The organism is Alcaligenes aquatilis (assembly GCF_003076515.1).
In the GTDB taxonomy this organism is placed as follows: Bacteria; Pseudomonadota; Gammaproteobacteria; order Burkholderiales; family Burkholderiaceae_B; genus Alcaligenes; species Alcaligenes aquatilis.
Window position 1 is genome coordinate 3158311 of sequence record NZ_CP022390.1, and the last position, 25007, is coordinate 3183317.

21 protein-coding genes are annotated in these 25007 nt (G+C 56.2%); 19 read left to right on the plus strand and 2 right to left on the minus strand.

What is annotated here, in order from left to right:
- Positions 1-221: 221 nt before the first annotated feature.
- The 10 genes from CA948_RS14480 to CA948_RS14525 all read left to right on the plus strand — a co-directional run bounded on the left by CA948_RS14480 (position 222) and on the right by CA948_RS14525 (position 13375).
- Positions 222-791, plus strand: coding sequence for a sigma-70 family RNA polymerase sigma factor (locus CA948_RS14480; RefSeq protein WP_238988602.1), 570 nt, complete (start codon positions 222-224; stop codon positions 789-791).
- Positions 792-796: 5 nt separating this feature from the next.
- Positions 797-1801, plus strand: coding sequence for a FecR domain-containing protein (locus CA948_RS14485; protein ID WP_108728372.1), 1005 nt, complete (start codon positions 797-799; stop codon positions 1799-1801).
- 291 nt (positions 1802-2092) lie between these two features.
- Positions 2093-4627 carry a TonB-dependent siderophore receptor gene (locus CA948_RS14490; protein WP_108728373.1) on the plus strand — a complete coding sequence of 845 codons (2535 nt, stop codon included), beginning with the start codon at positions 2093-2095 and terminating at the stop codon, positions 4625-4627.
- A gap of 32 nt (positions 4628-4659) precedes the next feature.
- Positions 4660-5901: a YncE family protein gene (locus CA948_RS14495; RefSeq protein ID WP_238988603.1), complete on the plus strand. Its 1242-nt coding sequence runs from the start codon at positions 4660-4662 to the stop codon at positions 5899-5901.
- 199 nt (positions 5902-6100) lie between these two features.
- Complete coding sequence (locus CA948_RS14500) at positions 6101-6451, plus strand: DUF6616 family protein (protein ID WP_094198048.1); 351 nt, start codon at positions 6101-6103, stop codon at positions 6449-6451.
- A gap of 404 nt (positions 6452-6855) precedes the next feature.
- Complete coding sequence (locus tag CA948_RS14505; RefSeq protein ID WP_238988604.1) at positions 6856-8115, plus strand: type II toxin-antitoxin system HipA family toxin; 1260 nt, start codon at positions 6856-6858, stop codon at positions 8113-8115.
- A gap of 134 nt (positions 8116-8249) precedes the next feature.
- The gene (locus tag CA948_RS14510) at positions 8250-10169 is read left to right on the plus strand and encodes a sigma-54-dependent Fis family transcriptional regulator (protein ID WP_108728781.1); all 1920 of its coding nucleotides are present in this window, start codon (positions 8250-8252) and stop codon (positions 10167-10169) included.
- A 191-nt stretch (positions 10170-10360) separates the two neighbouring features.
- A complete protein-coding gene (locus CA948_RS14515) occupies positions 10361-12178 on the plus strand; it encodes an NAD(P)/FAD-dependent oxidoreductase (protein WP_108728374.1) in 1818 nt (605 codons plus the stop codon).
- A 601-nt stretch (positions 12179-12779) separates the two neighbouring features.
- The gene (locus CA948_RS14520; protein ID WP_094198045.1) at positions 12780-13124 is read left to right on the plus strand and encodes a BON domain-containing protein; all 345 of its coding nucleotides are present in this window, start codon (positions 12780-12782) and stop codon (positions 13122-13124) included.
- Between the two features lie 53 nt (positions 13125-13177).
- The gene (locus CA948_RS14525) at positions 13178-13375 is read left to right on the plus strand and encodes a CsbD family protein (protein WP_094198044.1); all 198 of its coding nucleotides are present in this window, start codon (positions 13178-13180) and stop codon (positions 13373-13375) included.
- 142 nt (positions 13376-13517) lie between these two features.
- Here the strand turns inward: CA948_RS14525 and CA948_RS14530 are convergent, their stop codons facing one another.
- Positions 13518-14423, minus strand: coding sequence for a LysR family transcriptional regulator (locus CA948_RS14530; RefSeq protein WP_108728375.1), 906 nt, complete (start codon positions 14421-14423; stop codon positions 13518-13520).
- 108 nt (positions 14424-14531) lie between these two features.
- On the opposite strand from CA948_RS14530, the gene CA948_RS14535 reads away from it, so the two are divergent.
- The 3 genes from CA948_RS14535 to fabG all read left to right on the plus strand — a co-directional run bounded on the left by CA948_RS14535 (position 14532) and on the right by fabG (position 17133).
- A complete protein-coding gene (locus tag CA948_RS14535) occupies positions 14532-15413 on the plus strand; it encodes a pirin family protein (RefSeq protein WP_094198042.1) in 882 nt (293 codons plus the stop codon).
- A gap of 153 nt (positions 15414-15566) precedes the next feature.
- Positions 15567-16193, plus strand: coding sequence for an isochorismate family cysteine hydrolase YcaC (ycaC, locus tag CA948_RS14540; RefSeq protein WP_108728376.1), 627 nt, complete (start codon positions 15567-15569; stop codon positions 16191-16193).
- A gap of 199 nt (positions 16194-16392) precedes the next feature.
- On the plus strand, positions 16393-17133 hold the full coding sequence (gene fabG / locus CA948_RS14545; protein WP_094198040.1) for a 3-oxoacyl-ACP reductase FabG: 741 nt from the start codon (positions 16393-16395) through the stop codon (positions 17131-17133).
- 314 nt (positions 17134-17447) lie between these two features.
- Here the strand turns inward: fabG and CA948_RS14550 are convergent, their stop codons facing one another.
- Positions 17448-18392, minus strand: coding sequence for a LysR family transcriptional regulator (locus CA948_RS14550; protein ID WP_094198039.1), 945 nt, complete (start codon positions 18390-18392; stop codon positions 17448-17450).
- A gap of 106 nt (positions 18393-18498) precedes the next feature.
- On the opposite strand from CA948_RS14550, the gene CA948_RS14555 reads away from it, so the two are divergent.
- The 6 genes from CA948_RS14555 (at position 18499) to CA948_RS14580 (ending at position 24991) form a co-directional block, all read left to right on the plus strand.
- On the plus strand, positions 18499-19983 hold the full coding sequence (locus tag CA948_RS14555) for an N-acyl-D-amino-acid deacylase family protein (RefSeq protein WP_108728377.1): 1485 nt from the start codon (positions 18499-18501) through the stop codon (positions 19981-19983).
- 121 nt (positions 19984-20104) lie between these two features.
- Positions 20105-21517, plus strand: a complete 1413-nt coding sequence (locus tag CA948_RS14560) for a gluconate:proton symporter (protein ID WP_094198037.1) — start codon at positions 20105-20107, stop codon at positions 21515-21517.
- Between the two features lie 19 nt (positions 21518-21536).
- A complete protein-coding gene (locus CA948_RS14565) occupies positions 21537-22382 on the plus strand; it encodes a serine hydrolase (RefSeq protein WP_108728378.1) in 846 nt (281 codons plus the stop codon).
- 22 nt (positions 22383-22404) lie between these two features.
- The gene (locus CA948_RS14570; RefSeq protein ID WP_108728379.1) at positions 22405-23229 is read left to right on the plus strand and encodes a carbon-nitrogen hydrolase family protein; all 825 of its coding nucleotides are present in this window, start codon (positions 22405-22407) and stop codon (positions 23227-23229) included.
- Positions 23230-23258: 29 nt separating this feature from the next.
- Positions 23259-24062, plus strand: coding sequence for an N-formylglutamate deformylase (gene hutG, locus CA948_RS14575; protein WP_108728380.1), 804 nt, complete (start codon positions 23259-23261; stop codon positions 24060-24062).
- Positions 24063-24142: 80 nt separating this feature from the next.
- Complete coding sequence (locus CA948_RS14580) at positions 24143-24991, plus strand: putative RNA methyltransferase (RefSeq protein WP_108728381.1); 849 nt, start codon at positions 24143-24145, stop codon at positions 24989-24991.
- The last annotated feature ends 16 nt before the right edge of the window (positions 24992-25007 follow it).

A 25007-nucleotide genomic window follows, 5' to 3' on the forward strand; every position in this document is an offset into this window, starting at 1 on the left:
AAATAAGAAGAAAATCGGAGTTTTATTGATAGCGATATACCCGATAGTGAGGTTTGTGCCCAGTAGAGGGAGCTTTGTATTTGAAGATCTGAAGAAGCGAGCGGAGTCCCTCAAAATAGCCCCATTTGTCGCCCCAAACACACACCGCTAGCGAACTGTACAGACAGCACCATATAATAATTGATAACGATTCTCATTATCTGTCAGTGCGGAGTACCCTCGTGTCATCTTCAGTTCTACCCTTGTCAGGTGTGTCTTTGGCCGATTCGGTCGAGTCACTTTACTGCGACCACCACAGTTGGTTGCAGCGCTGGCTGCATCATCGATTGGGTGGGGCAGACCAGGCGGCTGACTTGGCGCAGGATACGTTTGTACGCTTGCTAAGCAGCCGTTCCCGCTGGCAATTTGCCAGTCCCGGCGAAGCCCGTGCCTATTTGCGCAAGACAGCGCAAAACCTGTGCATCAACTTGTGGCGACGTCAGGAAATTGAACAGGCCTGGTTGGATATTCTGGCCGCGACGCCCGAGAATGTTTACCCCTCGGCAGAACGTCAGGCCATGATTTTGCAGGCCCTGGAAGAGATCAGCGCCATGCTCAGCAGCCTGTCTCCCAAAGCGGCCAAGGCGTTTACCCTGGCCGTCATTTGCGAGATGACAGACGATGAGGTCGGCGCAGAAATGGGTATTTCCGGCCGCATGGTGCGCAAGTATGTGGCGCAAGCCATGTTGGGCTGCATCAGCTTGCAGGCTTGCCAGACCGTCGCAGAATTGCGTCAGGAACCTCAGTACTAAGTTTCATGAAGCACGGTTCCAGTTTTTCTTCCTCGTCCACTCCTCCCCACGCCGTTTTGATGCAAGCCGCCGAATGGTATGCCTGTCTGCGCGATGGCAAGGCCAGTGCCGAGCAACGTTCCGCCTGGCAGAGCTGGCTTAAGCAGGACGAGATGCACAGTACCGCCTGGCGTTATGTGGAGGAAGTCAGTCGCAGTTTTGAGCCTGTACGTAGCGTGCCGGATTCGCGCTGTGTGGTGGAGAAATTGCACACGGCCAACGAGCGTTTGCATCAACGTCGTCGCGTTCTGGCCGGTGTGGTTGCGCTGGCAGGAACGGGAGTTGCTAGCTGGTTGAGCTGGCGTCATTCCTGGCTGCCGTCCAGTGTTCTGGCCTTGGCGGCTGACCACTCTACACAAACCGGCGAGCAGAACCAGATTGTGCTGGCAGACGGCTCTCGGCTTTGGTTGAACACCTCCTCGGCAATTGATGTGAAGTTCACTGCGCAGGCTCGCCATATTGTGTTGATGTCGGGCGAGATCTTTATCCAGACGGCCAAGGACGACATGGACAGGCCGTTCACCGTTCAAACCCCGCAGGGCAATATGCGCGCTTTGGGTACGCAATTCAATGTGCGTATGGACCAGGACTGTACGCAGTTGGCGGTCTATGAAGGGGCCGTGCAGGTGTCTACGGCAAAAGGTCAAAACACCGCCACGGTACAGGCGGGCAAGCAGGTGCACTTTAGTGCGCAGCGCATCCGGCACAGCATGGACGCCGAGCAGGCACGTGAGGCCTGGACCAAAGGCGTTCTGGTGGCTGACAACATCGCCTTGCGTAGCGTGATCAAGGAATTAGGTCGTTACCGCAAAGGCTATCTGGGTGTGGATGATGCCGTGGCTGACCTGAAGGTCTATGGCAGTTTCCCCATTCATGACACGGACCGTGTGCTGAAAATGTTGGCTTCGGCACTGCCGATTCGTATCGACCAGCCCATGCCCTGGTGGACCAGTGTGCAAGCTCTGGATTGATTGCGCAGGGCATAGCAGCAGCAATCATCATAAAAATTACAAAAATAAAAACCGATTAAATTCAAAGGCTTGCCCGGTTTTAGGTAAAAAACCCTCAAAAACATGCAAAAGCAGGTTCCGGGTTTTGGAGACTTGGTGGTTTTAGACAGTAAGAGGACCTGATTGGCGTGAGGCCAATGAAGCAGGAGGCGGGCCGCAGTGCCCGCTCAGTACTGAACATCAACGCAAGAACATCGTTCAGGTTCATCGTTTTTATTGTGACTGACCCGTGTTTTTGAAGGATGTCTCCTTATGCATCGTCGCCCCGATCCCCTTTCCCTGTCCAAGGATGCAGGATCGCATTGCGCCTCTTTGCGTCCACTGGCCCTGGCCCTGTCTGTGTTGATGGCCGGCAGCGCCTTTGTTGTGAGTATCCAGCCTGTCCAGGCGGCTACGCAAAACAGCCCGACGGCCGACAAGATCCAGCGTTATGACATTCCAGCCGGCCCCTTGAGCCGTGTGCTGATGCGTTTCTCGCAAGAGAGCGGGGTGTATCTGGTTGGCGCGGGCAGTGTGGCCGAAGGCAAGCAAAGTGCGGGTCTGAAAGGCAATTACAGCGTCGCGCAGGCCTTGGATACCTTGCTGGCTGGCACGGGCATTCGCTACTCGCGTGATGCCAATACGGTGAACTTGTGGCCTGTTACGGAAACCACTCAGTTGGAACCCGTGCGTGTTAAGGGCAGCCTGACCCGCGCGACTGAAGACACCGGCCTGTACACGCTCAATGGCACCAGTAGTACCGCCACTCGTCTGAACATGGACACCCAGCACACCCCGCAATCGGTCAGTGTGATGACGCGTCAGCAAATGGATGACTTTGGCCTGAGCAGCTTTGATGATGTGATGAACTTCACCACCGGCGTGACGGCCAATACGGCGGCAGTCGGTGGCGGCTTTCAGTTTCAGGCTCGTGGCTTTGACATCAGCAATGTGCAGGTGGATGGCGTGCAAAGCAGCTACCGGGCGGCTGGACGTGGCGCATTCAATCCTATTTCTCTGGATATGGATTTATACGACCGCGTGGAAGTCGTGCGCGGTGCGACAGGTTTGTTGTCTCCTACCGGCGAGCCTTCCGCTTTGATCAACCTGATTCGCAAACGCCCTCAGGCTGAGTTTGGCGGCAAATTAAGCGCCCACTATGGTTCCTGGAACGATAAGCGTGTGACAGCCGATGTGACTGGCCCGCTGACCGAGGATGGCCGTTTACGGATGCGCGTTATTGGTTCGCGCAAGCAAGCGGACTCCTTCATGGATCACCAGGATCACAAGAACGACTTGCTGTCCGGCATGCTGGAGTTTGACCTGACTGATCGAACCTTGCTGACCGCAGGCTACGACTATCAAACCGCCAAGCTGCGTGGTGAAGGCAATATGGGCGTGCCTTTGTTTACCAGCGAGGGTGACCGTATTGACGTTTCGCGTTCCATGTCGCTGGTGCCGGACTGGACCTACTGGGATAAAAAGCATCAAAACGCCTTCTTCTCGGTCGAGCACGAGTTTGAAAACAAGTGGAATGCCAAGCTTAGCTACAGCCATCAACGTGACGATGGCGATGCCTTGATTACCGGTCTGGGGCAGGGCGTGAACCCCGTGGTGCGTCCGGACGGATCCGGTATGGGTATCCGCGCTAACCTGGCCGCCAATGGCTATCGCCATCAGGACAACCTGGAGTTGTCGGCCAATGGTCCTTTCAAGATGTTTGGCCGTGAGCACCAGTTGATGTTTGGTTTTAACGGCACTCGCAAGCGTGACACCACGTACACCATGCAGGTCAGCGATACCCGCAACTGGTTCATTCCCAATATTTACGATTGGGACGGCTATATGCCCGAGCCCAGTGTCAGCCGTACAGGGGAATGGAACCGGGTCCACACACGCGAATACGGCTTCTTTGCCGGCACGCGTCTGAACATTATTGATCCGCTGAATGTGATCATGGGCATGCGCTTGTCGGACTACAAAACCTACCGCGACAACTACGGTAAAGACGGCCAGTTCACCGGCGTGTCCAATGAATTGCGCAACCGCAATGAAATTACGCCGTACTTTGGAGTGACGTATGACATCAACCCGAACCTGACTGCCTACGCCAGCTATACCCGCCTGTTCCAACCGCAAAGCTACAAAGACATCAACGAGAACTTCCTTGATCCTATCACCGGGGTTAACCGGGAAATCGGTCTGAAAGGCAGCGTGATGGACGAGGCTCTGCAGTTCTCCCTGGCTGCTTTCGAGACCCGTCAAAACAATCTGGCCGTGCTGGACCCTTCGGTGCCGGATGATTTCCTCTTGCCTGATGGCAGCCGCCCCTATGTATCTTCGGGCGCAGGCAACAAAACCAAGGGTTTTGAAGTGGAACTGAACGGCGCACTGAGCAAGAACTGGAACGTATTTGCTTCTTATAGCTACGCCAGCACTAAAGACGGCGAGGGCGAGCGTATCCACACCTACATTCCCAGCCAAACCTTCCGTCTGGGCACCATGTACCAGTTCTCTGGTGCGTTGCAGGGCCTGAGCGCCGGTGCCACCGTGAACTGGTTTGGCAAGCGGGATCTGTGGACGGCCGGCCGCCCTTATACCGCCAGCAATGGCAAGGCGCTGGAAGACACCCATAGCAGCTACGCCCTGGTGGGTCTGCACGCCAATTACCGCGTGAACCAGCACTGGAATGCCAAGCTCACCGTCAACAACCTCTTTGACAAACGGTATTACGACAACTTCGTGATCTTCCGGGCACGTTACGGCGCGCCGCGCAATGTGCATCTGTCCATTGATTACCAGTGGTAAGCCTTTTTCCTATCTTCTTTCGAGCCGATTCTATGACCTTGTTTACTTCTCGCTCTCTTGTTTCTGCGGTTTACCTTGCCTTGGCAATGGGAGTATCCACGAACTATGTTCATGCCAAGACACCCGCTCCCGTTGCCTATCAAGCCGTCACTCAAGAACAGATCATGCAAAAAACCACGGCCGCTGAGGTGCTGGAAATTGTCTACAGCCCCAAGCAATCCAGTTTGTTCGTGTCCTCGCCAAACTGGGAGGATGAAACCTTGTCGCGCACCTTGGTGCTGGATCCCACGACCTTGGCGATCCAGCAAGAAATCCCGATGGACGTTAAAAGCTTTGGCGTGGCTTTGGACGATGCGGCCGACCGACTTTATCTGACACAGGGCTTTAATGGCGGTATTGCCGTGGTTGATACCGCTCGCAAGGAACTGATCAAGCGTATTGCCGTACAAGAAAAAATCAATTTCCAGGAAGCCATTGCGGCTGCGGATTTTGGTCAGGCACGCAAAGAGGGTTTGTTAAAGATGCTGGAGCGTTTTAACGTCACCGAGGACTTCCAGTACAAGATGCGTGAATTGGTGGTGGACAAGAAAAACCACCGCGTGTTTGCGCCTGGTCTGGGCCTGGGTTTCGACAGCGTGCTGTTCGTGGTGAATACCCAGACTATGGAACTGGAAAAAGTGCTGCCCGGCTTTGGCTATAACGTCGTGGGCATCACCCTGGATGAGGCCAATAACCGCTTGTTTGTCTCCAATATGCAGGGCCAGATCATGGTGGTGAACAGCCAGACGCTGAACATTGACCAAGTGTGGGAAACACAGGCGGACCAACTGTTGAACCTGAGCTATGACCCCGAGCACAACCGCCTCTTCGGGGTAGACCAGGGGATTGACCGTGATGACGCCCGTAATCTGCACCTGGAGCGTGAGTACAAGCGTCGCAGCCCAGGCCACCAAGTGTTTGTGCTGGACGCTTCTAACGGCAAAACCCTGGCGGTCATGCCCACCGGCGAAGTGCCGATTGGTTTGCGTTTTGATGCCGCATCCCAGCGTCTGTTTGTAGCCAACCGAGGTGGTGTGCGCGAGAAAGAAGGCAAGGGCTCGGTCAGCGTATTTGACACGGTGAACTACAAGCCGCTGCAAACCATTGAGCTGGCCCCACACCCTAACAGCCTGGAATACATCCCCGCTGAAAAAGCCTTGTACGTGTCGGTGAAGAACGATGGTAACAGCAAGGAAAAAGGGACCAAAGAACGGATGGTGCGTATCCAGTTCTAAGCTGGTTTCACCAGCAGCCATGCTGCATGATTGATTGACAAGGTGGATCTAAGCCCGAGTTCGGCGTCATGCTGAGCTCGGGCTTTTCTATGTGTTTGGATTGCTTGCGGTATTTAGTGCGAAACTATAAGATTAGATATCTAACTAAATTGAGATTTTCAGCACGTTGTGCGTATCTTTAGCGAAAGGAAACCCGCCTATGTCTCACTATCTGATCGAGCTTTATTCACCCAATGCCAAGTGGAATGCACTGCCTGCCGAGCAGCGACAGCACTTTCTGGCCAGTCTGCAGGAAGCAATGGGCGGACTTTCCAGCCTGGGTATTGAGGTATTGTCTCTGGCTGCGACTGAACACGATATTGATCACGCCAGCGACCACCGCTTTATGGGCATTTGGCGTTTTCCAAATCAACAGGCATGCCAAGCATTGCTGGCCGGTATCAAAGCCAGCGGCTGGTACGAGTATTTCGACCATGTGAATGCAGCGGGTGCAGAAGGGGGTTTTGCTCAACACTTGGCGGAGCTGGCTAAGGATTCTCAGCTTGTGTGAGGGTCAGAAAGCCAGGAGGATCCGTCAAAAAGCGTTCATAGATTATAGTTTATGTGATATAAACGGTTATCTATGAACGATATTTGTTGTCTGTGCCATGCCCAAAAAACTTGCCCCTACCCCTTTTTACTTGCCAGCCGTCGAGTCACGGGCCCTGGTTTGGGGGCGCTGCATTCGTACTCAACGTGTTGCTCAGAAAATTACAGCTCGAGTCTTTAGTTCAAGAGTCGAGGTCTCGGAAAGTACATTACGCCGAATGGAGCGAGGCGATCCGGCTGTGACGATGGGGAGCTATTTGACTGCTCTGGCAGCACTCGGTCTGCTCGAATCCATCGTGCCAATGCCCGATGCTCATTGGAGTAGCGGCGATACGAAGGGGCGTGCAAGACTGGGCAGAGATGACGATGAGTATTTCTAAGCCCTTATACGTTTATTTGCAGCGGCCTGACACGGGTCAATGGGTGACCGTTGGCCGGTATATCCACGACTCGTCAGCCAAGCTTGGCCAGTTTATGTATGCGCCTAGCTATCAGGATGCAGGTCTACCATGGTCAATTGATCCGGTTAACTTACCGCTGAGTGGCTCTGTTCCAATTCAGGCGAGTCGCTATGGTGGCCTGCATGATGCGCTACGTGATGCTTGTCCCGACGCATGGGGCCGCTTACTCATTCAAAGGCAACACGGATTAAGTGACAGCTCTCCAAACCATGCTTATCTTCTGAAGGCTGGTAATGCCGAGCGTTGGGGAGCACTGGCGGTCGGCTCTTCGCCTAAGCCCTCGATCGCAGAATTGTCCGCCCCGCCCATCGCAGAAATTGAAAAGCTGAGCGCAGAGCTGCAAGCCATGCAACTGCGCCGCCCTCCGGTGGATCCGCATTTGCGTCGTCGGCTGATGGCCACACCCAGTATGGGTGGAGCAAGACCGAAAGCAACCGTTCGTGATGGTGATCAGTTCTGGCTTGTGAAACCGATCCTGTCATCTGATACCGAGGATATTCCGCGTCTTGAACATGCAGCTCAAGAGTGGGGCCGGGCAGTGGGCTTGAACTTTGCACAAACCGCGTACACGGGTTTTGGTGAGGACTCCGCACTGAGTGTGATGCGCTCATTGAGGTTTGATCGCCAACATGGCCTTAGGGTCATGACATTGAGTGCGGCATCCTTGCTGCAGACGGAGTATCCCGGTCATTCAGGCTCATCGGCCTGGAGTTATCCCAACTTGGCCAGAACGTTGACGATGATAGGCGCTCCTCAGGAGGACGCCATTGAATTGTTCTGTCGCATGATTTTCAATGCGGTTATTGGCAATGACGATGATCATCCCCGTAACCATGCAATCCATTATCTTCATGATCAGGGCCGATGGCGTTTGACGCCCGCTTTTGATGTCGTTCCTAATCCAGATTTCATCCCTCAGTATCTAGCGATGGAGTTGAGTCATGGAAGCCGCCAGATCAGCCGAGCCAATGCGTTACACGATGCCAAAGCCTTTGGCTTGTCAGGCGATGAAGAAGCGGCGGAGCTGCTTGACGGGCTGCTGGCCAGGATAGAAGGGCAATTTGATCAGGTGCGCCTCCTGCTTGGACCTCGTCTGGAATCGCTCATGCAGGAGCGGTTGTCTGAAGGACTGCGGCGCATGCGTAGTTATCGTATTTCGACCTGATCAGATAGTCCGGGTGCTTGATGCTGCACCGCATCTCAAGGAAAACCTCCATGTACGGCAGCTAAGCATGGCGGCACACTGGAAGATAGGCCGCGCCCGCCCGGGGGTGGCCTGTTTTCGGGATGAGCGCAGATATGCAGTCTTCACATGTGGCACACGTCCAAGAGATCACGGCTGTTTGGCAGGGCAGCCTGTCCCGGCGCGATCAGGCCGTGGTCCATAGCTGGCGACGGTGCATCGAGCATCACAGGCTGGACCCGGCCCAGGCCTGCGAGGCCTATATCGTGCCGGACTCCCAGTTGCGCGAGCACCGTCAGCAGTCCGAAGCCCTGATCAATATTGCGCGCTCCGGGCTGGAGCGTCTTTATCAGCAGGTTTCCGGGCTGAATTACGTGTTGCTGCTGTCCGATAACAAGGGCGTCACAGTGGATTTTCTGGGGTCGGAAGGCCAGCGCGATGCCTTGCGGCATGCCGGTCTGTATATGGGCTCGGAATGGTCCGAAGAGCGCGCAGGGACGTGCGCGGTGGGCACTTGCTTACATACGGGCGAGGCGCTGACCATTCATCAAAACGATCATTTCGATCATATGCATGCGCCCCTGTCCTGCACGGCGGCGCCTATCTATCATGACGACGGCAAACTGGCGGCGGTGCTGGATTTGTCCTTGTTGCAGTCTCCACAGGCCAAGGCCAGCCAGGGTTTGGCGCTGCACCTTGCCAACGCGGCGACCCGCCGTATTGAACTGGCCAATTTGATGGCCTGCCATCGGCAGGAATGGATTTTATGTTTGTCGCAGTCGCCAGAGTTTTTGGACATTGATCCGGAAGCGGCGATTGCGATTGATGGCTCTGGCCGTATCAAGGGCATGACCCATACGGGTGCCCGGATTCTGGCGCGGGCGGCGGGGGTGGACTGGCGCAATCCTGCGGGCTTGCTGGGGCAGAGCTTAGTGCGCTTTGTGCATCTGGAAGTGGATCAGTTACCGACCTTGATGCGCTATCGCCCTACGCAGGAACGGGTCATCATGGCGCGGGATGGCAGCGTGTTGTTTGCCCATGCCATTGAGCCTCGGCGTGTATTGAGCAATCGGTCTGTGGGGATGGATGGGGCGGCCGTGGATGCCGCTTTGCCAGAGGCTCTGCGCGGCTTGGCGGGCACGGATGCGGCCATGCAATCCATGCTGTTGAAAGCCGCGCGTTTGGCAACGCGGGAGATGCCGGTGCTGTTGCAGGGCGAGACGGGTTCGGGCAAAGAATATCTGGCGCGTGCGATTCACACGGCTAGCGGCCGTCGCGGGAATTTTGTGGCCGTCAATTGTGCAGCCTTGCCCGAGAGCCTGATTGAAAGCGAATTGTTTGGCTATCTGGCCGGCACGTATACCGGCGGCGCTGCACGAGGTCGCACGGGTTTGATTGAGGCGGCTGATGGCGGCACTCTCTTCCTGGACGAGATTGGCGATATGCCGCTGGCCCTGCAAAGTCGTTTGCTGCGCGTACTGGCCGAGTCCGAGGTAATGCCTTTGGGCGCACGCACAAGCAAGCGCGTGGACCTGCGCGTGATTTCAGCCAGCCACCATGATTTAAGTGCCCTGGTAGAGCAAGGCCGCTTCCGTGCGGATTTGCTGTATCGCCTGAATGCGGCCGTGCTGACCTTGCCTGCCTTGCGTCAGCGCAGTGATCTGGAATGGTTGGTGCAGCAGATATTGCATCGGCGTAATAAGGGCGATGTGCCCGGTTTGTCCCCCGAGGCCTGGCAAGCGCTGCAAGCTTACGAGTGGCCGGGTAATTTGCGCGAACTGGACAATGCCTTGGTGCTGGCCTTGGCCTTGGCAGAAGGCTCCTGCATTGAGGTGCAGGATTTGCCAGAGGCTTTGCGAGAGCGGCGCCTTGCCACCTCTACAGGCAGCCCGACAACGGTGCACTCGGCCGGGGAATCGTCCTGGCAGCAGGTCTTACAGGCCTGTGGTGGCAATGTCAGCGCAGCGGCTCGGCAGCTTGGAATCAGCCGGTCCACCTTGCATCGTTATATCAAACGGGCAGGTCTGACTCACTAAGACTCGACCTGAGACACAGGCTGCGACACCTGATGCACCACCTGTGCCACAACTGGCACAGTTTCATCGCCTTAAAACAAGCGACACTCCTTTAAAACAAGCCGTTCCCGATTTGGCACGACGTTTGCTATGAACTCCATAGCTGGACAGCAAAAGTCCGGCGCAACACTAAAACGATATGGAGACAAATCATGCAAACACAGCAGCAACTGCAGCCGTCTGCGCGACAGTTGGACACGGTTCTTGAACAGTTGACCCATGCGCTTGCCAGCAATGCACCAGACGATGCGGCAGCCCTGTTTGCCCAAGAATGCTTTTGGCGTGATCTGGTCATGTTCACCTGGAATATCCGAACCATGGAAGGGCGCGAGCAGATCCGCGACATGCTGACGCAGCAGCAACAAGGCGCCATGTCAGCCCGGTTTGAGCGCGACAGTGCCGAGCCGGTCAGTGACGACGGCCAGGGTCTGGTGGAAGGCTGGTTCCGTGTGGAAACCGATGTGGCGCGTGGCTACGGCCATATCCGCGTCAAGCATGGCAAGATCTGGACCTTGCTGACCACCATGTCGGAACTGAAAGGTCACGAGGAGCCGCTGGGTGTGCGCCGTCCCATGGGGGCCGAGCATGGCATCCGGCGGGGTCGCCAGACCTGGCAGGAGCGCCGTCAGCAAGAGCAGGCGGAGCTGGGCACCACGGAGCAGCCCTATGTGTTGGTGATCGGCGGCGGGCAGGGTGGTATTGCGCTGGGTGCGCGTCTGCGGCAATTGAATGTGCCTGCGCTCATCATTGATCAGCATGCTCGCCCCGGCGATAGCTGGCGCAAACGCTATAAGTCCTTGTGCCTGCACGACCCCGTCTGGTACGACCACCTGCCTTACATGCCTTTCCCCGACAACTGGCCTGTCTTTGCGCCCAAGGACAAGATTGGCGATTGGTTGGAAATGTACGTCAAGGTGATGGAGCTGAATTACTGGAGCAGCACCGTGTGCAAGAAGGTGCGCTATGACGAAGTCAACCAGACCTGGGAAGTGGAGATCGAACGTGATGGCAAACCCATGACCCTGCGGCCCCAGCAGTTGGTCTTTGCCACGGGTATGTCCGGCAAGGCGAATGTGCCCAACATACAGGGGCAGGATGTGTTCAAGGGTGAGCAGCAACATTCCTCGCAGCACCCCGGGCCGGAAGCGTATGCGGGCAAGAAAGTAGTGGTGATCGGGGCCAATAACTCGGCGCACGATATTTGCGCGGCATTGTGGGAGGCGGGGGCGGACGTCACCATGGTGCAGCGTTCGTCCACCCACATTGTGCGATCCGACTCCCTGATGGAGATCGGTTTGGGCGATCTGTATTCCGAACGGGCACTGGCATTGGGAGTCACCACGCGCAAGGCAGACTTGCTCTTTGCCTCCCTGCCGTACCGCATCATGGCGGACTTCCAGATTCCTGTGTACGACAAGATCCGCGAGCGTGATGCACAGTTCTACCAGAAGCTGGAGGCGGCAGGCTTCATGCTGGATTGGGGCGATGATGGTTCCGGCCTGTTCATGAAGTATCTGCGTCGCGCGTCGGGTTACTACATCGACGTGGGTGCTTGCGAGCTGATTATCGATGGCAGCATCAAGCTGAAGTCGCGGACTGACATCAGTCATTTGACCGAGAACGCCGTGGTGTTGAGCGACGGTACGGAATTACCAGCGGACCTGGTGGTGTATGCCACGGGCTACGGTTCCATGAATGGCTGGGTGGCTGATTTGGCAGGCCAGGAAATGGCGGACCGGGTGGGCAAGTGCTGGGGTCTGGGTTCGGAAACCACCAAAGACCCCGGGCCGTGGGAAGGCGAGCAGCGCAATATGTGGAAGCCGACGCAGCAGCCAAATCTGTGGTTCCACGGCGGCAACTTGCACCAGTCGCGTCATTACTCCCAGTATCTGGCCTTGCAGCTTAAAGCGCGTCAGGCGGGCCTGCCGGTGCAGGTGTATGGAATGCAGGAGGTGCATCATCTGCGTTGATTGATATTTGCCTTGTTGTTCGAGGCGGGGCGTGTAGGTCTGCACCCTGTTCTGATTTCGGCCAGATTATCGACATGATGATCTGGCTCTTTTTTTTGCGTGTCTTAGGCGGGGTAGCCGTGTTTGCATCGCAAGCAAGGTTGCCAAGGCGGTGGTTTTGTTAGCCGCTCTGCTAAATCTTTTACCTTATGTATCTGGTCTGAGTGCCTCCTTCAGACAACAAAGCCTGGCTTAAGGGCTCTGTTCTTGCCCCGGCCCCTCCCTGTTTCAAGAGGCCATAGTGGCTTGGTTGAAAACGTGTGAACAGCAGTCGTGGAGCGTGTTAGGGCAGATTGAGTCGAGTCAGCATGATGATCTGAATCTGATGGCTAAAAACGGGTTGCTATAGCTTGGATGAATGGGGTTGAGTTAAAAATAGATTAAATTTTTATAAGGAAAATGCTTGTAGCATTTCGTAGTTTACGGGTGGGTTGGAAATGTTACGGTAGAACCATCCATTGCAAACAAGGAAATTTTTTTGATTGCATTGGACTCCTTTTAATAGCAGGGTTAAGGGAATTTTTAATTCTAAAAATACTCTTTCTGATATTGGAGAAAATCTATGAAAAAATCCGCCATCCTATCCAGTTTTTTAATGGCCTCGGCCCTGAGTCTTGGCCTGCAAGGCGGCGCAATGGCTAATGAGCCTGCCGTTAATCAGGACCATTCCGCAACTGCGGGCGAAGCCGTCAGCGATACCTGGATCACCACCAAAATCAAGGCTGATCTGGCCAGCACCAAGGATTTGAAAAGCACGGATATCTCTGTTGAGACCAATAATGGTGTTGCAACATTGACCGGTACCGTGCCCAGCGAAATTGAGCACAAGAAAGCCGTTGCTGCAACGGAGAGTGTAAAAGGCGTTGTGAAAGTCGATTCGTCGGGATTGAAAGTCAAGCCGGAATAATTATTTCGCTATCAATCCTTATTGTGAATTCCTTTTGAAATAGGAGAGCGACTATGAATGAAGATACGATTAAAGGTAAATGGAAACAGTTGTCCGGTAAGATTCAGGCAAAATGGGGCAAGTTGACCAATGACGATATTGATGTTGCTGAAGGCAATACCGAATATCTGGTTGGGAAAATTCAGGAACGCTATGGCATTGCGCGTGAAGAAGCTGAAAAGCAAGTCCGCGACTTCAATGGCGGCGTCTGATCCTCAGGTTTGATTGCCAGGCATACAAAACGCCCTGCATAAGCAGGGCGTTTTTGTGTGTGCGGCAGGACTGGGCGGTGTCATGGTGGGGGCATTCAGGAATGCTTACCCCTCTTGTTTCCAACTGGTTCGTGCAGTCCAGTCAGTCCTCATCCATCTGCTGATAGCGCTCGGCCAGGTAATCCAGCAGCGCCCGCACGGCAGGCATTTGCCCGCGACGGGATGAGAACACCGCATGAATGATCTCGCGTCGGGGAGCCCATTCCGAAATCAGTTTCACCAAAGAGCCGTCGGCCAATTGATCACAAACTACCAGGGTTGGCAGTTGAACTACACCGACGCCTTTCAAGGCGGCACAGCGCAGGGCTGTCATGTCGGTGGTGATCAGGCGAGGGCTGTGATGCAGCACAGCCTGTGCCCCGTCGGGGCCGAACAAGGTCCAGGTATGGTTTTGCTGCGGCAGACCCAAGGCCAGGCTGGGATAGTCCGCTAGATCGGCCGGCGAACCGGGCAAGCCGTGTCGGGCGATCAGCTCCGGACTGGCGACCAAACATTGGCTACGGTCGGACAGCGCACACATTACCAGATCGCTGTCTTGTAATGGAGGGGGGCGGACGCGAATGGCAATATCCAGCGCTTCCCCGATCAGGTCGACACGCCGGTTGGTCGCATCCAATTGGACGGTGACATGCGGGTAGCTGACCATGAAGTCGGCCAACATATTACTGACATGAGCGTTCAGCAAGGTGATCGGGCAACTGATGCGCACCACACCACGTGGTTCGGCACGTGTCAGTTCGATGGCTGCCTGTGCCGCCTCAGCCTCCACCAGCATGGCCTTGCAGTGTTCGTAATAGGTCTGGCCGATCTCGGTCACGGTAAAGCGGCGGGTGGAGCGCTGAATCAGCCGTACCCCCAAGCGCTCTTCCAAAGCCGCCAGCCTGCGGCTAAGGGTGGATTTGGGCAAACCTAGTGCGCGACCGGCCGGGGCAAAGCCCCCGTGATCCACAATCTGAACGTAGAAGTACAAGTCGTTTAAATCTTGCATGGCAGTTTTATCGTTCCATAAATGGAACATAGATGGCCGATTTAGGGGGCTACTGGCTTCGTTGTCCCGAGTTTATGCTGTCTCTTATGTTGAAACAAGGAGATGGACATGAAGAAAATTCTTGGTATCTATAGCGCTCCCCGTCCTCACTGGGTGGGCGACGGCTTCCCCGTTCGCTCCCTGTTTTCGTACCACACACACGCAAAACAGTTGAGCCCTTTCCTGCTGCTGGACTATGCCGGCCCTGCCGAGTTTGCCCCTAGCAATCACAAACGCGGCGTTGGCCAGCACCCACACCGTGGTTTTGAAACCGTCACCATCGTCTACAAGGGCGAGGTGTCGCACCACGACTCCACCGGCCAGGGCGGCACCATTGGCCCCGGTGATGTGCAGTGGATGACGGCTGGCTCGGGCATTTTGCACGAGGAGTACCACTCCGACGCCTTTGCCCGCTCGGGTGGCACCTTGGAAATGGTGCAGCTTTGGGTCAATTTGCCTGCCAAAGACAAAGGTGCTCCCGCTGGCTATCAGGCCATTACCGACCAGCAGATTCCTGTGCTCGCATTGCCGGATGCCGCCGGCATAGTGCGGGTGATTGCTGGAGAAAAGGACGGTGCCGCAGGCCCTGCCAAGACCTTCACTCCCATGAATGTATGGGATCTGCGTCTGAATCAGGGTGGAATTGCCGAGCTGGAAAGTCCAGAAGGCTGGACGGCTGCCTTGGTGGTTCTGCATGGAACGGTGCTGGTCAATGGCCAAAGCGTGGCACGTGAAGGGCAACTGGTGGTGCTGGATCGGGCAGGTAGCCAGTTCAGCATCGAAGCCAACAACGACGCCGTCGTCTTGATGATCAGTGGTCAGCCCATTGATGAGCCCATTGTGGGGCATGGCCCTTTTGTCATGAATAGCAAGCAGGAAATCTTGCAGGCGATGGATGACTTCAATAGCGGTCGCTTCGGTGCGATGGCACCCACTACGGCGGCCTCGTAAGGCAAGTGGGTGAGGGCGGCCTGGTCCGCCTTCACCGCCCATGCTGGCCGGTTTCACCGATTTGATTTGCAGCGCGATTACCCCAAGCGCTGTGGCAGTACCGGGTGCAGTTTTTGCATCCATCCCTTTCAATCATCGTTAAGGAAAACTGAGATGACGACGCCTTACAAACGACTGGATAAAGATCAAGCCGCTGTCCTACTGGTAGACCACCAAACCGGGCTGCTGTCTCTGGTGCGTGATATTGATCCCGACAAGTTCAAGAACAATGTGCTGGCGCTGGCTGATCTGGCCAAGTACTTCAACTTGCCCACCATCTTGACCACCAGCTTTGAAGAAGGCCCGAACGGTCCTTTGGTCCCCGAGCTGAAAGAAGCCTTTCCTGATGCGCCGTATATTGCCCGGCCTGGGCAGATCAATGCTTGGGATAACGCAGATTTCGTGAAAGTGATCAAGGCTACTGGCAAGAAGCAACTGATTATTGCCGGTGTGGTCACCGAGGTGTGCGTGGCGTTCCCGGCCTTATCGGCTCTGGAGGAAGGCTTTGATGTGTTTGTGGTCACCGATGCGTCGGGCACCTTTAACGAGCTGACGCGCCATTCCGCCTGGGATCGCATGTCTGCCGCCGGTGCTCAGTTGATGACCTGGTTCGGCGTGGCGTGCGAACTGCACCGCGACTGGCGTAATGACGTGGAAGGTCTGGGCGCCTTGTTCTCCAACCATATCCCCGACTACCGCAATTTGATCAACAGCCACACCAAGTTTACGTCCGGCCAGTAAGCGTCGGCGTGCAGTGTGGTTCATTTTGGGGCCATTGCCTTTGGGACAAAATTTGCTCACTTTGACTGGCGATCTGGAAGTGATCGGAGTACAAAACAGTGTGCTGGTGTGAACGAGTTTGCAGGCAATGGTCTGTTTGGGTGCTGTAAAAACCTGTGTTTGCATGACAGCGTGGAGCGATTTTTAAAAGGTAGCTGGAATGCGATTGAAAGATAAAGTGGCGGTTGTGACTGGGTCGGCAGCAGGTATTGGTTTGGCAACGGCCAGGAAGTTTGCCCAGGAAGGAGCGGTTGTGGTGTTATGCGATCGTAATGCGGATGCCGTCAGTCAAGCAGCGCAGTCTTTAAGTGGCAATGGCGTTACTGCTGTGGGCTATACCGTGGATGTGACAGACCGTGCGCAGATTGATGCCATGGTGGCAGATGTGAAGCAAAAGTTTGGCCGCATTGATGTGTTGGTGAACAATGCCGGGATCACTAAAGATGCCAAGTTGGTACGCATGACCGAGCAGCAGTTTGACGATGTCATTGATGTCAACCTGAAAGCAGTTTTTAACTTCACCCAGGCGGTGGCGGCAGTGATGCTGGAGCAGGAAAGCGGTTGCATTCTGAACGCTTCCAGCGTGGTGGGTTTGTACGGCAATTATGGCCAAACCAATTACGCAGCCAGCAAGTTCGGGGTGATTGGCTTTACCAAAACCTGGGCCAGGGAATTGGGCCCCAAAGGGATACGCGTCAATGCCGTCTGTCCCGGTTTTATCGAGACAGACATTCTGAAAACCATCCCGGAAAAAGTGCTGCAAGGCTTTCGTGACCATTGTTGGCTGCGTCGCATGGGCAAACCCGAGGAAATCGCCAATGTGTATGCATTTTTGGCCTCGGATGAAGCCAGTTTCATCAATGGCACCACGCTGGAAGTGTCGGGTGGTTTGACGGTTTAATGCCGTGTAGATAAAGACTGAATCGCTGGTGGTTTCTATTTAGTAGTGATGGATACTGGCAGCAAGAAAAAACGGGTCTGAGCGTTTTGCTCAGGCCCGTTTTTAATGTGCTGGTATATAGGTGGAGAGTTAAAGGAGAGGAGGCGGGCAGGGGAGAAGCCATGATTTCAGAGGTCGACGGCCAGATAGGACGAAAAGAGCACGCCGCGCCGACAGGCCTTACCAAAAAGGGCACCGAACGGAGTCCTCGTATGACGGCATTCTGATCAGGCCAGGCGTGGGGCGATTCTATGTCCGGCTTCGCGGTGCGTCTCTCACAGAGCACGGCACCCAGGCGGTAAAGGAGCTTTTTTCACGTAGGCTCGAACTTCCTCTACCAGGGCAGCAGCAGCGGGGGTTAGATCATGTTCCAGATGGAACATCAAACAGAGAGTACGGACCAGTGTAGGTGCCTGCAGCAAGGAAAAGCTCAGGCCGGGCATCAAGACTCGTTGTGCGGCCAAGGCTGGCAGCAGGGCAATGGCCAGACCACTTTGCACCAGTGCCGCTTGAGAGGTGGTACTGGAGGCCTCATAAAACGGGGCTGACGCTTCTATAGGCAGATCGGGCCGTGATTGCAGCACTGCCATGATGCCTGTCTCGTCTACGACGCCCACCAGCTTGCGCTCATTCAGGGCAGACCAACTGACCGTGTTATTGGCGTCTGGTTTGATTAGCTTGTCGTCGCTGCGATAGAGCACGCCAAACTGGTCTTCCAGCAAGGGCTGACTGTCCAGTCCTTGGACATCTGCCCAGGGGCTGGTCAGACCAAAGTCGATTTCCCCGGCCACGATCTGACGCTGAATGCGGCCTGAGTTGTCATCCCGTAAGTACAGCCGCACGGCGGGGTGCTGTTGCGAGAAATTCGCGGCAGCCGGTGCTATCAGATCCGTAATGGCCGATGGGGCGGCAGCCACGCTGACCCGCCCACTTTTCAATTCCCCATACCGCATGACATCGCTGATGGCGCCATCAAAATCCGCCAGCAGGCGGGTGATGCGCGGCAGGAACTCCAGACCAATAGGCGTCAGGGATACGCGGCGGCTGGTGCGGTTGAACAAGGTGGTATTCAGGGCAACTTCCAGTTGCTGAATCAGGCCCGTGACCGAGGATTGTGTTTGAAAAAGACGACGCGCGGCATGGGTGAAACTGGCCTCCTGAGCGACGGCAACAAAGGCATTCAGGTGCTTGAGCGTGATGTGCTTGGGAAGTCTGTCCATTTCATTTTCTGATTAATCAATTAACTTAAACAATTTTTCATATTAATAATACCTTTGGATAATGCGGTCAACTCCCCTTTTTGTGGGAGGGTAAGTGGAGACGTAAATGCAGACAGACGACCGCAGCTTGGACGTCAAGATCAGCAATGGCTGGATTATTGATGGCTTGGCCACCCCGCGTTGGCGTGGTGATGTGGGTATTCGAGAGGGGCGTATTGTCGCGGTTGGCGACTTGAGTGCCTGGCATGCCGAGCAATCGGTGGACGCCAGCGGCCATGTGGTGGCTCCTGGTTTTATCGATACTCACGGCCATGATGATTTGATGTTCATCGAACGGCCCGTTCTGGACTGGAAAACCAGCCAGGGCATTACGACGGTTGTGGTCGGCAATTGTGGTGTCAGCGCCTTCCCCGCTCCTTTGCCGGGCAACTCGGCAGCGGCTTTGGCCTTGCTGGGCGATTCGCCCTTGTTTGACGACATGGCGCAGTACGTGCAAGCGGTGCGCCATCTCAAGCCCATGATCAACGTGGCAGCGTTGGTCGGGCACGCGAATTTGCGCATGGCCGTGATGCAGGACCCCTTGTCCCAGCCTGACGCCGACGAGCAAAAGGCCATGGAAGCCTTGTTGGCCCAGGCCTTGGAAGAAGGCGCCGTGGGCTTTAGTACCGGCCTGGCTTACGAGCCCGGCTGCATGGCCGAACCGGCCGAACTGGAAGGCTTGGCCCGTGTTGCCGCTTCCAAAGGTTCCCTGCACACCAGCCATATTCGCAATGAGGGCGACACGGTGCAGGAGTCCGTCGAAGAAGTGCTGGCGGTAGGCCGTCAGACGCAGTGTGCCACCTTGGTGTCGCACCACAAGTGCATGATGCCGGCCAATTGGGGCCGCAGCAGCCATACCTTGGCCAATATTGATCGGGCCCGCGCCGATGGCGTGCAGGCCACCCTGGACATTTATCCCTATTCGGGCAGCTCCACGATCCTGATCCCTGAGCGTGCCCACACCATAGACCAGATTCGTATTACCTGGTCCGAGCCTCATCCCGAGTGCAATGGCCTGTATCTGGCCGAGATTGCCGAGCAGTGGGGCTGTGACCGGGAAACGGCCGCACGGCGTTTACTGCCTGCTGGCGCGATTTACTTTGCGATGGACGACAAAGAAGTCCAGCGCATTTTCAGCCACCCATGTTGCATGGTGGGCTCGGACGGATTGCCTGCGGATGCGCATCCCCACCCTCGTTTGTGGGGCAGTTTCACGCGCATTTTAGGGCGGTACGTACGCGAAGATGGCCTGATGTCCCTGGAGCAGGCGGTCGCCAAAATGACGGCCATGCCTGCCTCGGTTTTCGGGCTGGAAAACCGCGGCGTGTTGCAAGTCGGCGCCTGGGCGGATCTGGTGGTGTTTAATCCCGAAACGGTGCAAGATTGCGCCACCTGGGAGCAGCCCACCTTACCGTCTCAAGGTGTGCAGACCGTGTTTGTGAATGGCGTGCAGGTTCATCCTGCCGCCCCGGAGCAGCGGCCCGGACAGGTGCTTAACCGCGCCTTTGCCGCTCAGGCGCAAAGCCTGGATGCGCCGATTATCCCGCTATAAGCGGCGCATTGGACAAGAAAGCAGTCGCCAGGATCTGGGGTAGTCAACCAGAGCGGTGCGATTGCATCACATGCAGGCCGGTTATTGAACACTGGTCAGGAAGGATCGTTAAGGAGACGACATGAGTGTCATTCAGCAACAAATGCCAACGGGCAAGCGCAATGCAGCCATGGTGGTGTTTTTAATTGGCATGGCGATTGCCTTGTACACCCACTTTTACATGCCGGGTGAAAGCTCCCTGTGGGGCTTGACGCCGGTGGTGGTGTTTGCGCTTATCGCCCTGTTGGGTGTGGATATTGTTCTGGCCACGATTGGTGCGATTGTATTGGGCGCCATCATGACCAGTACTACGCCGATTGCCATGGGTAAACTGCTGGCCGAGTCCCTGGGCTCGTTCATTGCGGTGGTGGGGTTGATTATTGTGCTGGGCGCCGGGGTGGGTGAAGTGGCCGCCCGTACCGGTGCTGCCGAGCAATTGGTACGCGCCATTGTCAAGCGTATTGGCTTGTCCAATCCGGTGCGTGTGCGTCTGGGCATCATGGTGGCGTCCACCCTGATCTGTGGCGCTCTGGGTACCTTGGCGGGCGGTAACGCCATTATTGCGGCGGTGGTGATCCCGATTGCTGCTGCCGTGCGTCTGTCTCCCCCCGCTGTGGCGGCCCTGTTCCAAAGCGCCGGTTCCGCCGGTCTGGTGCTGGGTCCATTCACCCCTAACGTGGTGACGGTAACGGGTCTGACGGGTTTGAGCTACACCGACTACCTGCTGGTGGCCGGTCTGCCTATGGCGGCTGCCACCTTGCTGACGGGCTGGTTCATGTCCGGTCGCATTCAGAAGATCACCAAAGACCAGTTTCAGTACGAAGAGGCCGCTCAAGGTGCGGCTGCGTTTGACGTGAATGCCAAGGCTTCACCCAAGGCGGTGCGTGCTGCCTGGGCGTTTTGCATCACCATTGTGGGTCTGGCTGCTGTGGGTATCGCCTCTAAAGCTGGCTTTGCTTACGCCATTATTGTGATGGTGTCCCTGGGGGCAGCGACAGGTCTGGCCGGTGGCATGAACCCACGCGAAATCCTGCAGGCCATGTATGCCGGTGCGGGTAAGCTGATCTGGATCTTCTTCCTGTTCTGGCTGTTCAACCCGGTGCTGGTACTGGTGGACCAACTGAACGCCTATCACGCCTTGCTCGATTCGGTGCAGCCGTACCTGATCGGTATCAGTGGCGCGGTGCTGTGCATGCTGATCGTGGCCTTTAACGTGGTGGGCCATATCCCGGGTGCTGCTGTGGCGCAGATGACCTTTACCGCCAAGATTTTTGGCCCGGTTCTGGCTGCTGCTGGGGTGGGTCCTGCTGCAACCGCTGCCGTCATTTTGGGCAGTTCGCAGATTGATTGGTTTGGTCCTTTCCCTTCTTCAGATATGTTCGGCCAGATGGGCCTGGCACGCTCCACTCAACTTAAGTACATGCTGTATAACGGCTGGGCGGTCATGATCATCAATCTGTTGATGTTCGCTGGCCTGTTCATGATTCTGGTCTGAGTACTGAAGGAGAGAGTGTATGTTTACCGTGGGAAGCGAGTTGTTGGATGCGCCGCTGGTTCGTGAGCGCTTGCAAGAGCGACTGGAGCCTTTGCTGACCCAGGAGTCCGCCCGTATTTCGATGGCGGTCTACGCTACCGATGGCACTTCCCTGTTTGACTGGCATGCGCAGCGCGTCATGCCGTCGGCCAGCCTGATCAAGACGCCCATGCTCTTGTGTTTGCTGGAGCAGGTGGCCCAGGGCAAGCTGTCGCTGGAGTCGGTTTACCCTCTGCCCGAGGGCGACCGCACACCCGGCACCGGCATTTTGAGTCAGTTGCCCGGCGTACCCAGCCTGAGCCTGCGCGAGCTGGCCTTGCTGATGATTATCCTGAGCGATAACGTCGCCACCAATGCCCTGATCGATTTGCTGGGCATGGATAACATCAATGCCTGGAGCGCCCAGGCTGGTTTGCAGCATACGGACTTGCAACGTCACATGATGGACATGAAGGCGCGCGAGGCCGGCAAGGACAACTGGACTACGGCCCAGGATGCTTGCTTGACCTTGCTGTACCTGTTGCATTCGCCTGCTTTGCCGGAAAACCTGCGTCAGCAGGGGCTGGATATGCTGGCGGACCAGCGCGAACGCGGTCACTTTGCGGCAATGCTGCCTTCTATCGCTCAACTGGCTCACAAGACCGGCTCCTTGCCCGGTTTGCGTCACGATGCCGGTATCTTGACGATGGGCGAACGCAGTGTGGTGCTGGCCGTGATGGCCGATGGCTTTACCGATGGCCGCACCAGCATCTCTTTATACGGTGGCCAGGGGGCGGGTGTCTTGTCCCGTCTGGCCTTGGAAACGGCCCGCGCCTTGCAGTACTGAGCCGGTCCGAAAGGATAAAAGTATGTCTACGACACGTGTTGCCCTGGTGCAATTGGATAGCGGCCGCGACCGCCAAACCAATTTGGATCAGCTAGAACATTGGGTGCTGGCCGCCGCCAAAGACGGGGCACAGTTGATTGTGACTCCCGAGTACAGCGATGTGCGTGGTGATACGCAATGGTTGCAGCAAAACGCCACACCCATTCCGGGTCTGGTGACCGATCACATGGCCAGCCTGGCTCACCGCACCGGTGCCTGGATTCATCTGGGTTCCATGCACGAGCGCCGTCCTGATGATCATCGCCTGGGCAATACCAGCGTGACGTTTTCGCCAGACGGTGAAATCGTGGCGCAATACCGCAAGGTGCACTTGTACGACGCCGTGGTAAATGGTCTGGAATATCGTGAGTCCGACGATTTCTGCCATGGTCAGCATTTGCAAAATGTGCAGGTTGGGGAGCTGAATCTGGGCCTGAGCATTTGCTACGACATGCGCTTTGCCGAGCTGTTCCGTACCTTGCGTGCCCGTGGCGCGAATGTGCTGGTGGTGCCGGCAGCCTTTAATGTGCATACTGGCCGTGATCACTGGGAGGTCCTGTTGCGTGCCCGTGCCATTGAGAACCAGTGCTACGTACTGGCCGCCGCGCAGATCGGTGGCCCTGGCCCCGCTATGCCTTGTCTGGGCCGCAGCATGATTATTGACCCTTGGGGTACGGTATTGGCCTGCATGCCCGATCACCCTGGCTATATCTGTGCCGATCTGGATCCCGCGCGCGTGCAGCGCATGCGAGAGTCGCTCCCGGCCTGGCTGCACCGCCGGGGTGATCTGTATCCTATTTCTTCTTGATTGTGTGCTGAAACAGACTGGAGTCTGCCATGACCGTTCCTGCGGCCTTTGAGTTTTATCCGGGCACTGCCCCCTTGTTGATTTCCATGCCCCATTCGGGCACCTATGTGCCATCGGCCTTGCTGGCGCGTTTTACGGAGTCAGCGCGTCAGGTGCCGGATACGGATTGGCATATTCCCCGTCTATACGAGTGCGCTCAGCAATTGGGCGCGTCTGTGCTGGTGGCGACGTACTCGCGTTTTGTTGTTGATCAGAACCGCCCGCCGGACAATGCCAGCCTGTACCCAGGGCAAAGTGTGACCGGTCTCTGTCCTTTGGATACCTTTGACGATGAGCCTATCTACCAGCCTGGACAAGAGCCGGACGAACGTGAGATTGCCCAGCGCCGCGAGAGCATCTGGCTGCCGTATCATCAGAAGCTGGAAGAAGAGCTGATGCGCCTTCTGACCTTGCACGGTCGTGTAGTCCTGTGGGATGCGCACTCGATTCGTTCGGTGGTTCCGCGCTTTTTTGAAGGCCGTCTGCCGGATCTGAATTTCGGGACGGCCAATGGTCAGAGCTGTGATCCTGCCTTGAGCGATCGTCTGATGAAAACGGCCTTGGCCAACAAAGACTACAGTAGTGTGCTGAATGGTCGTTTCAAAGGTGGCTACATTACCCGCCATTACGGACGTCCTCAGCAGAACATTCATGCTGTGCAGTTGGAGATGGCACAGTGCTGCTATATGCAAGAGCAGTGGCCCTTTGATTACAACGAAGCGGCTGCCCACAACATTCAGCCCTTGATCGAGGCCTTGTTGCGCGACGCGCTGGCCTTTGCGTCCGAGTCGTAAATTTGTCGTGACCCCCGGTACAGGCAAGCCGGGGCGCTACACTATCGCCTTGGCCACGGTGGCCGTAGAGCGATTCATTCATGTCTGACTTTTCCCCGCCCCTATTTGAGCAACTGTGCTGTCCCTTGGACGGCTTGCCGCTCTCGTTCGAGGCTCCCAGCTGGCGCTGCCCGTCGGGCCATTGTTTCGATACGGCCAGCCAGGGCTATATCAATCTGCTTCCTGTACAAAACAAGCGCTCACGTGATCCAGGAGATAGCAAGGAGATGGTGGCGGCGCGTCGCCGTTATCTGGAGTCGGGGGTATACGAACCTATTGCCGCAGGTGTGTGGCGTGCTTTGATGGATGGATTGGAAGGGGAGGCGCCCTACGCTTGTCTGGATGCAGGCTGTGGGGAAGGCTATTATCCGCGTTATTTGCGTCAGCAGGATCAACAGGGGCAACTGGCCCTGATCGGTCTGGATATTTCCAAATGGGCTGTCATGGCAGCAGCACGCAGCTCACCAGACATACGTTGGCTGGTAGGGAGCAACGCACATTTGCCCGTGCCTGACGGTGCCTTGGATGCCGTGCTGTGCCTGTTTGGTTTTGCCGTTCCCGATGAGTTTTTACGGGCGCTGAAACCCGGCGGCATTTGGGTGCAGGTGGAGACAGGTGCAGACCATTTGTTGGAGCTGCGCCGTATCATTTACAGCAGTCTGAAGGTCGACAAGAGCCAAGAGCAAACCGTGGCAGCCGGCTTTTGCTTGGAGCACAGCGAGCGTATCCGTTTTGAGGTATCGCTACATACGCAGGAACAAATTGCAGATTTGTTGTTGATGACCCCTCATATGTTTCGTGCCAGTATGCCGGGTCTGGAGCGAGTGCGTCAGTTGACAAGCCTTGACCTGCAGGTAGATGTGCAGATCAAGGTGCTGCGTCGTCTTTAAGTGGGCCCAGCCCTCC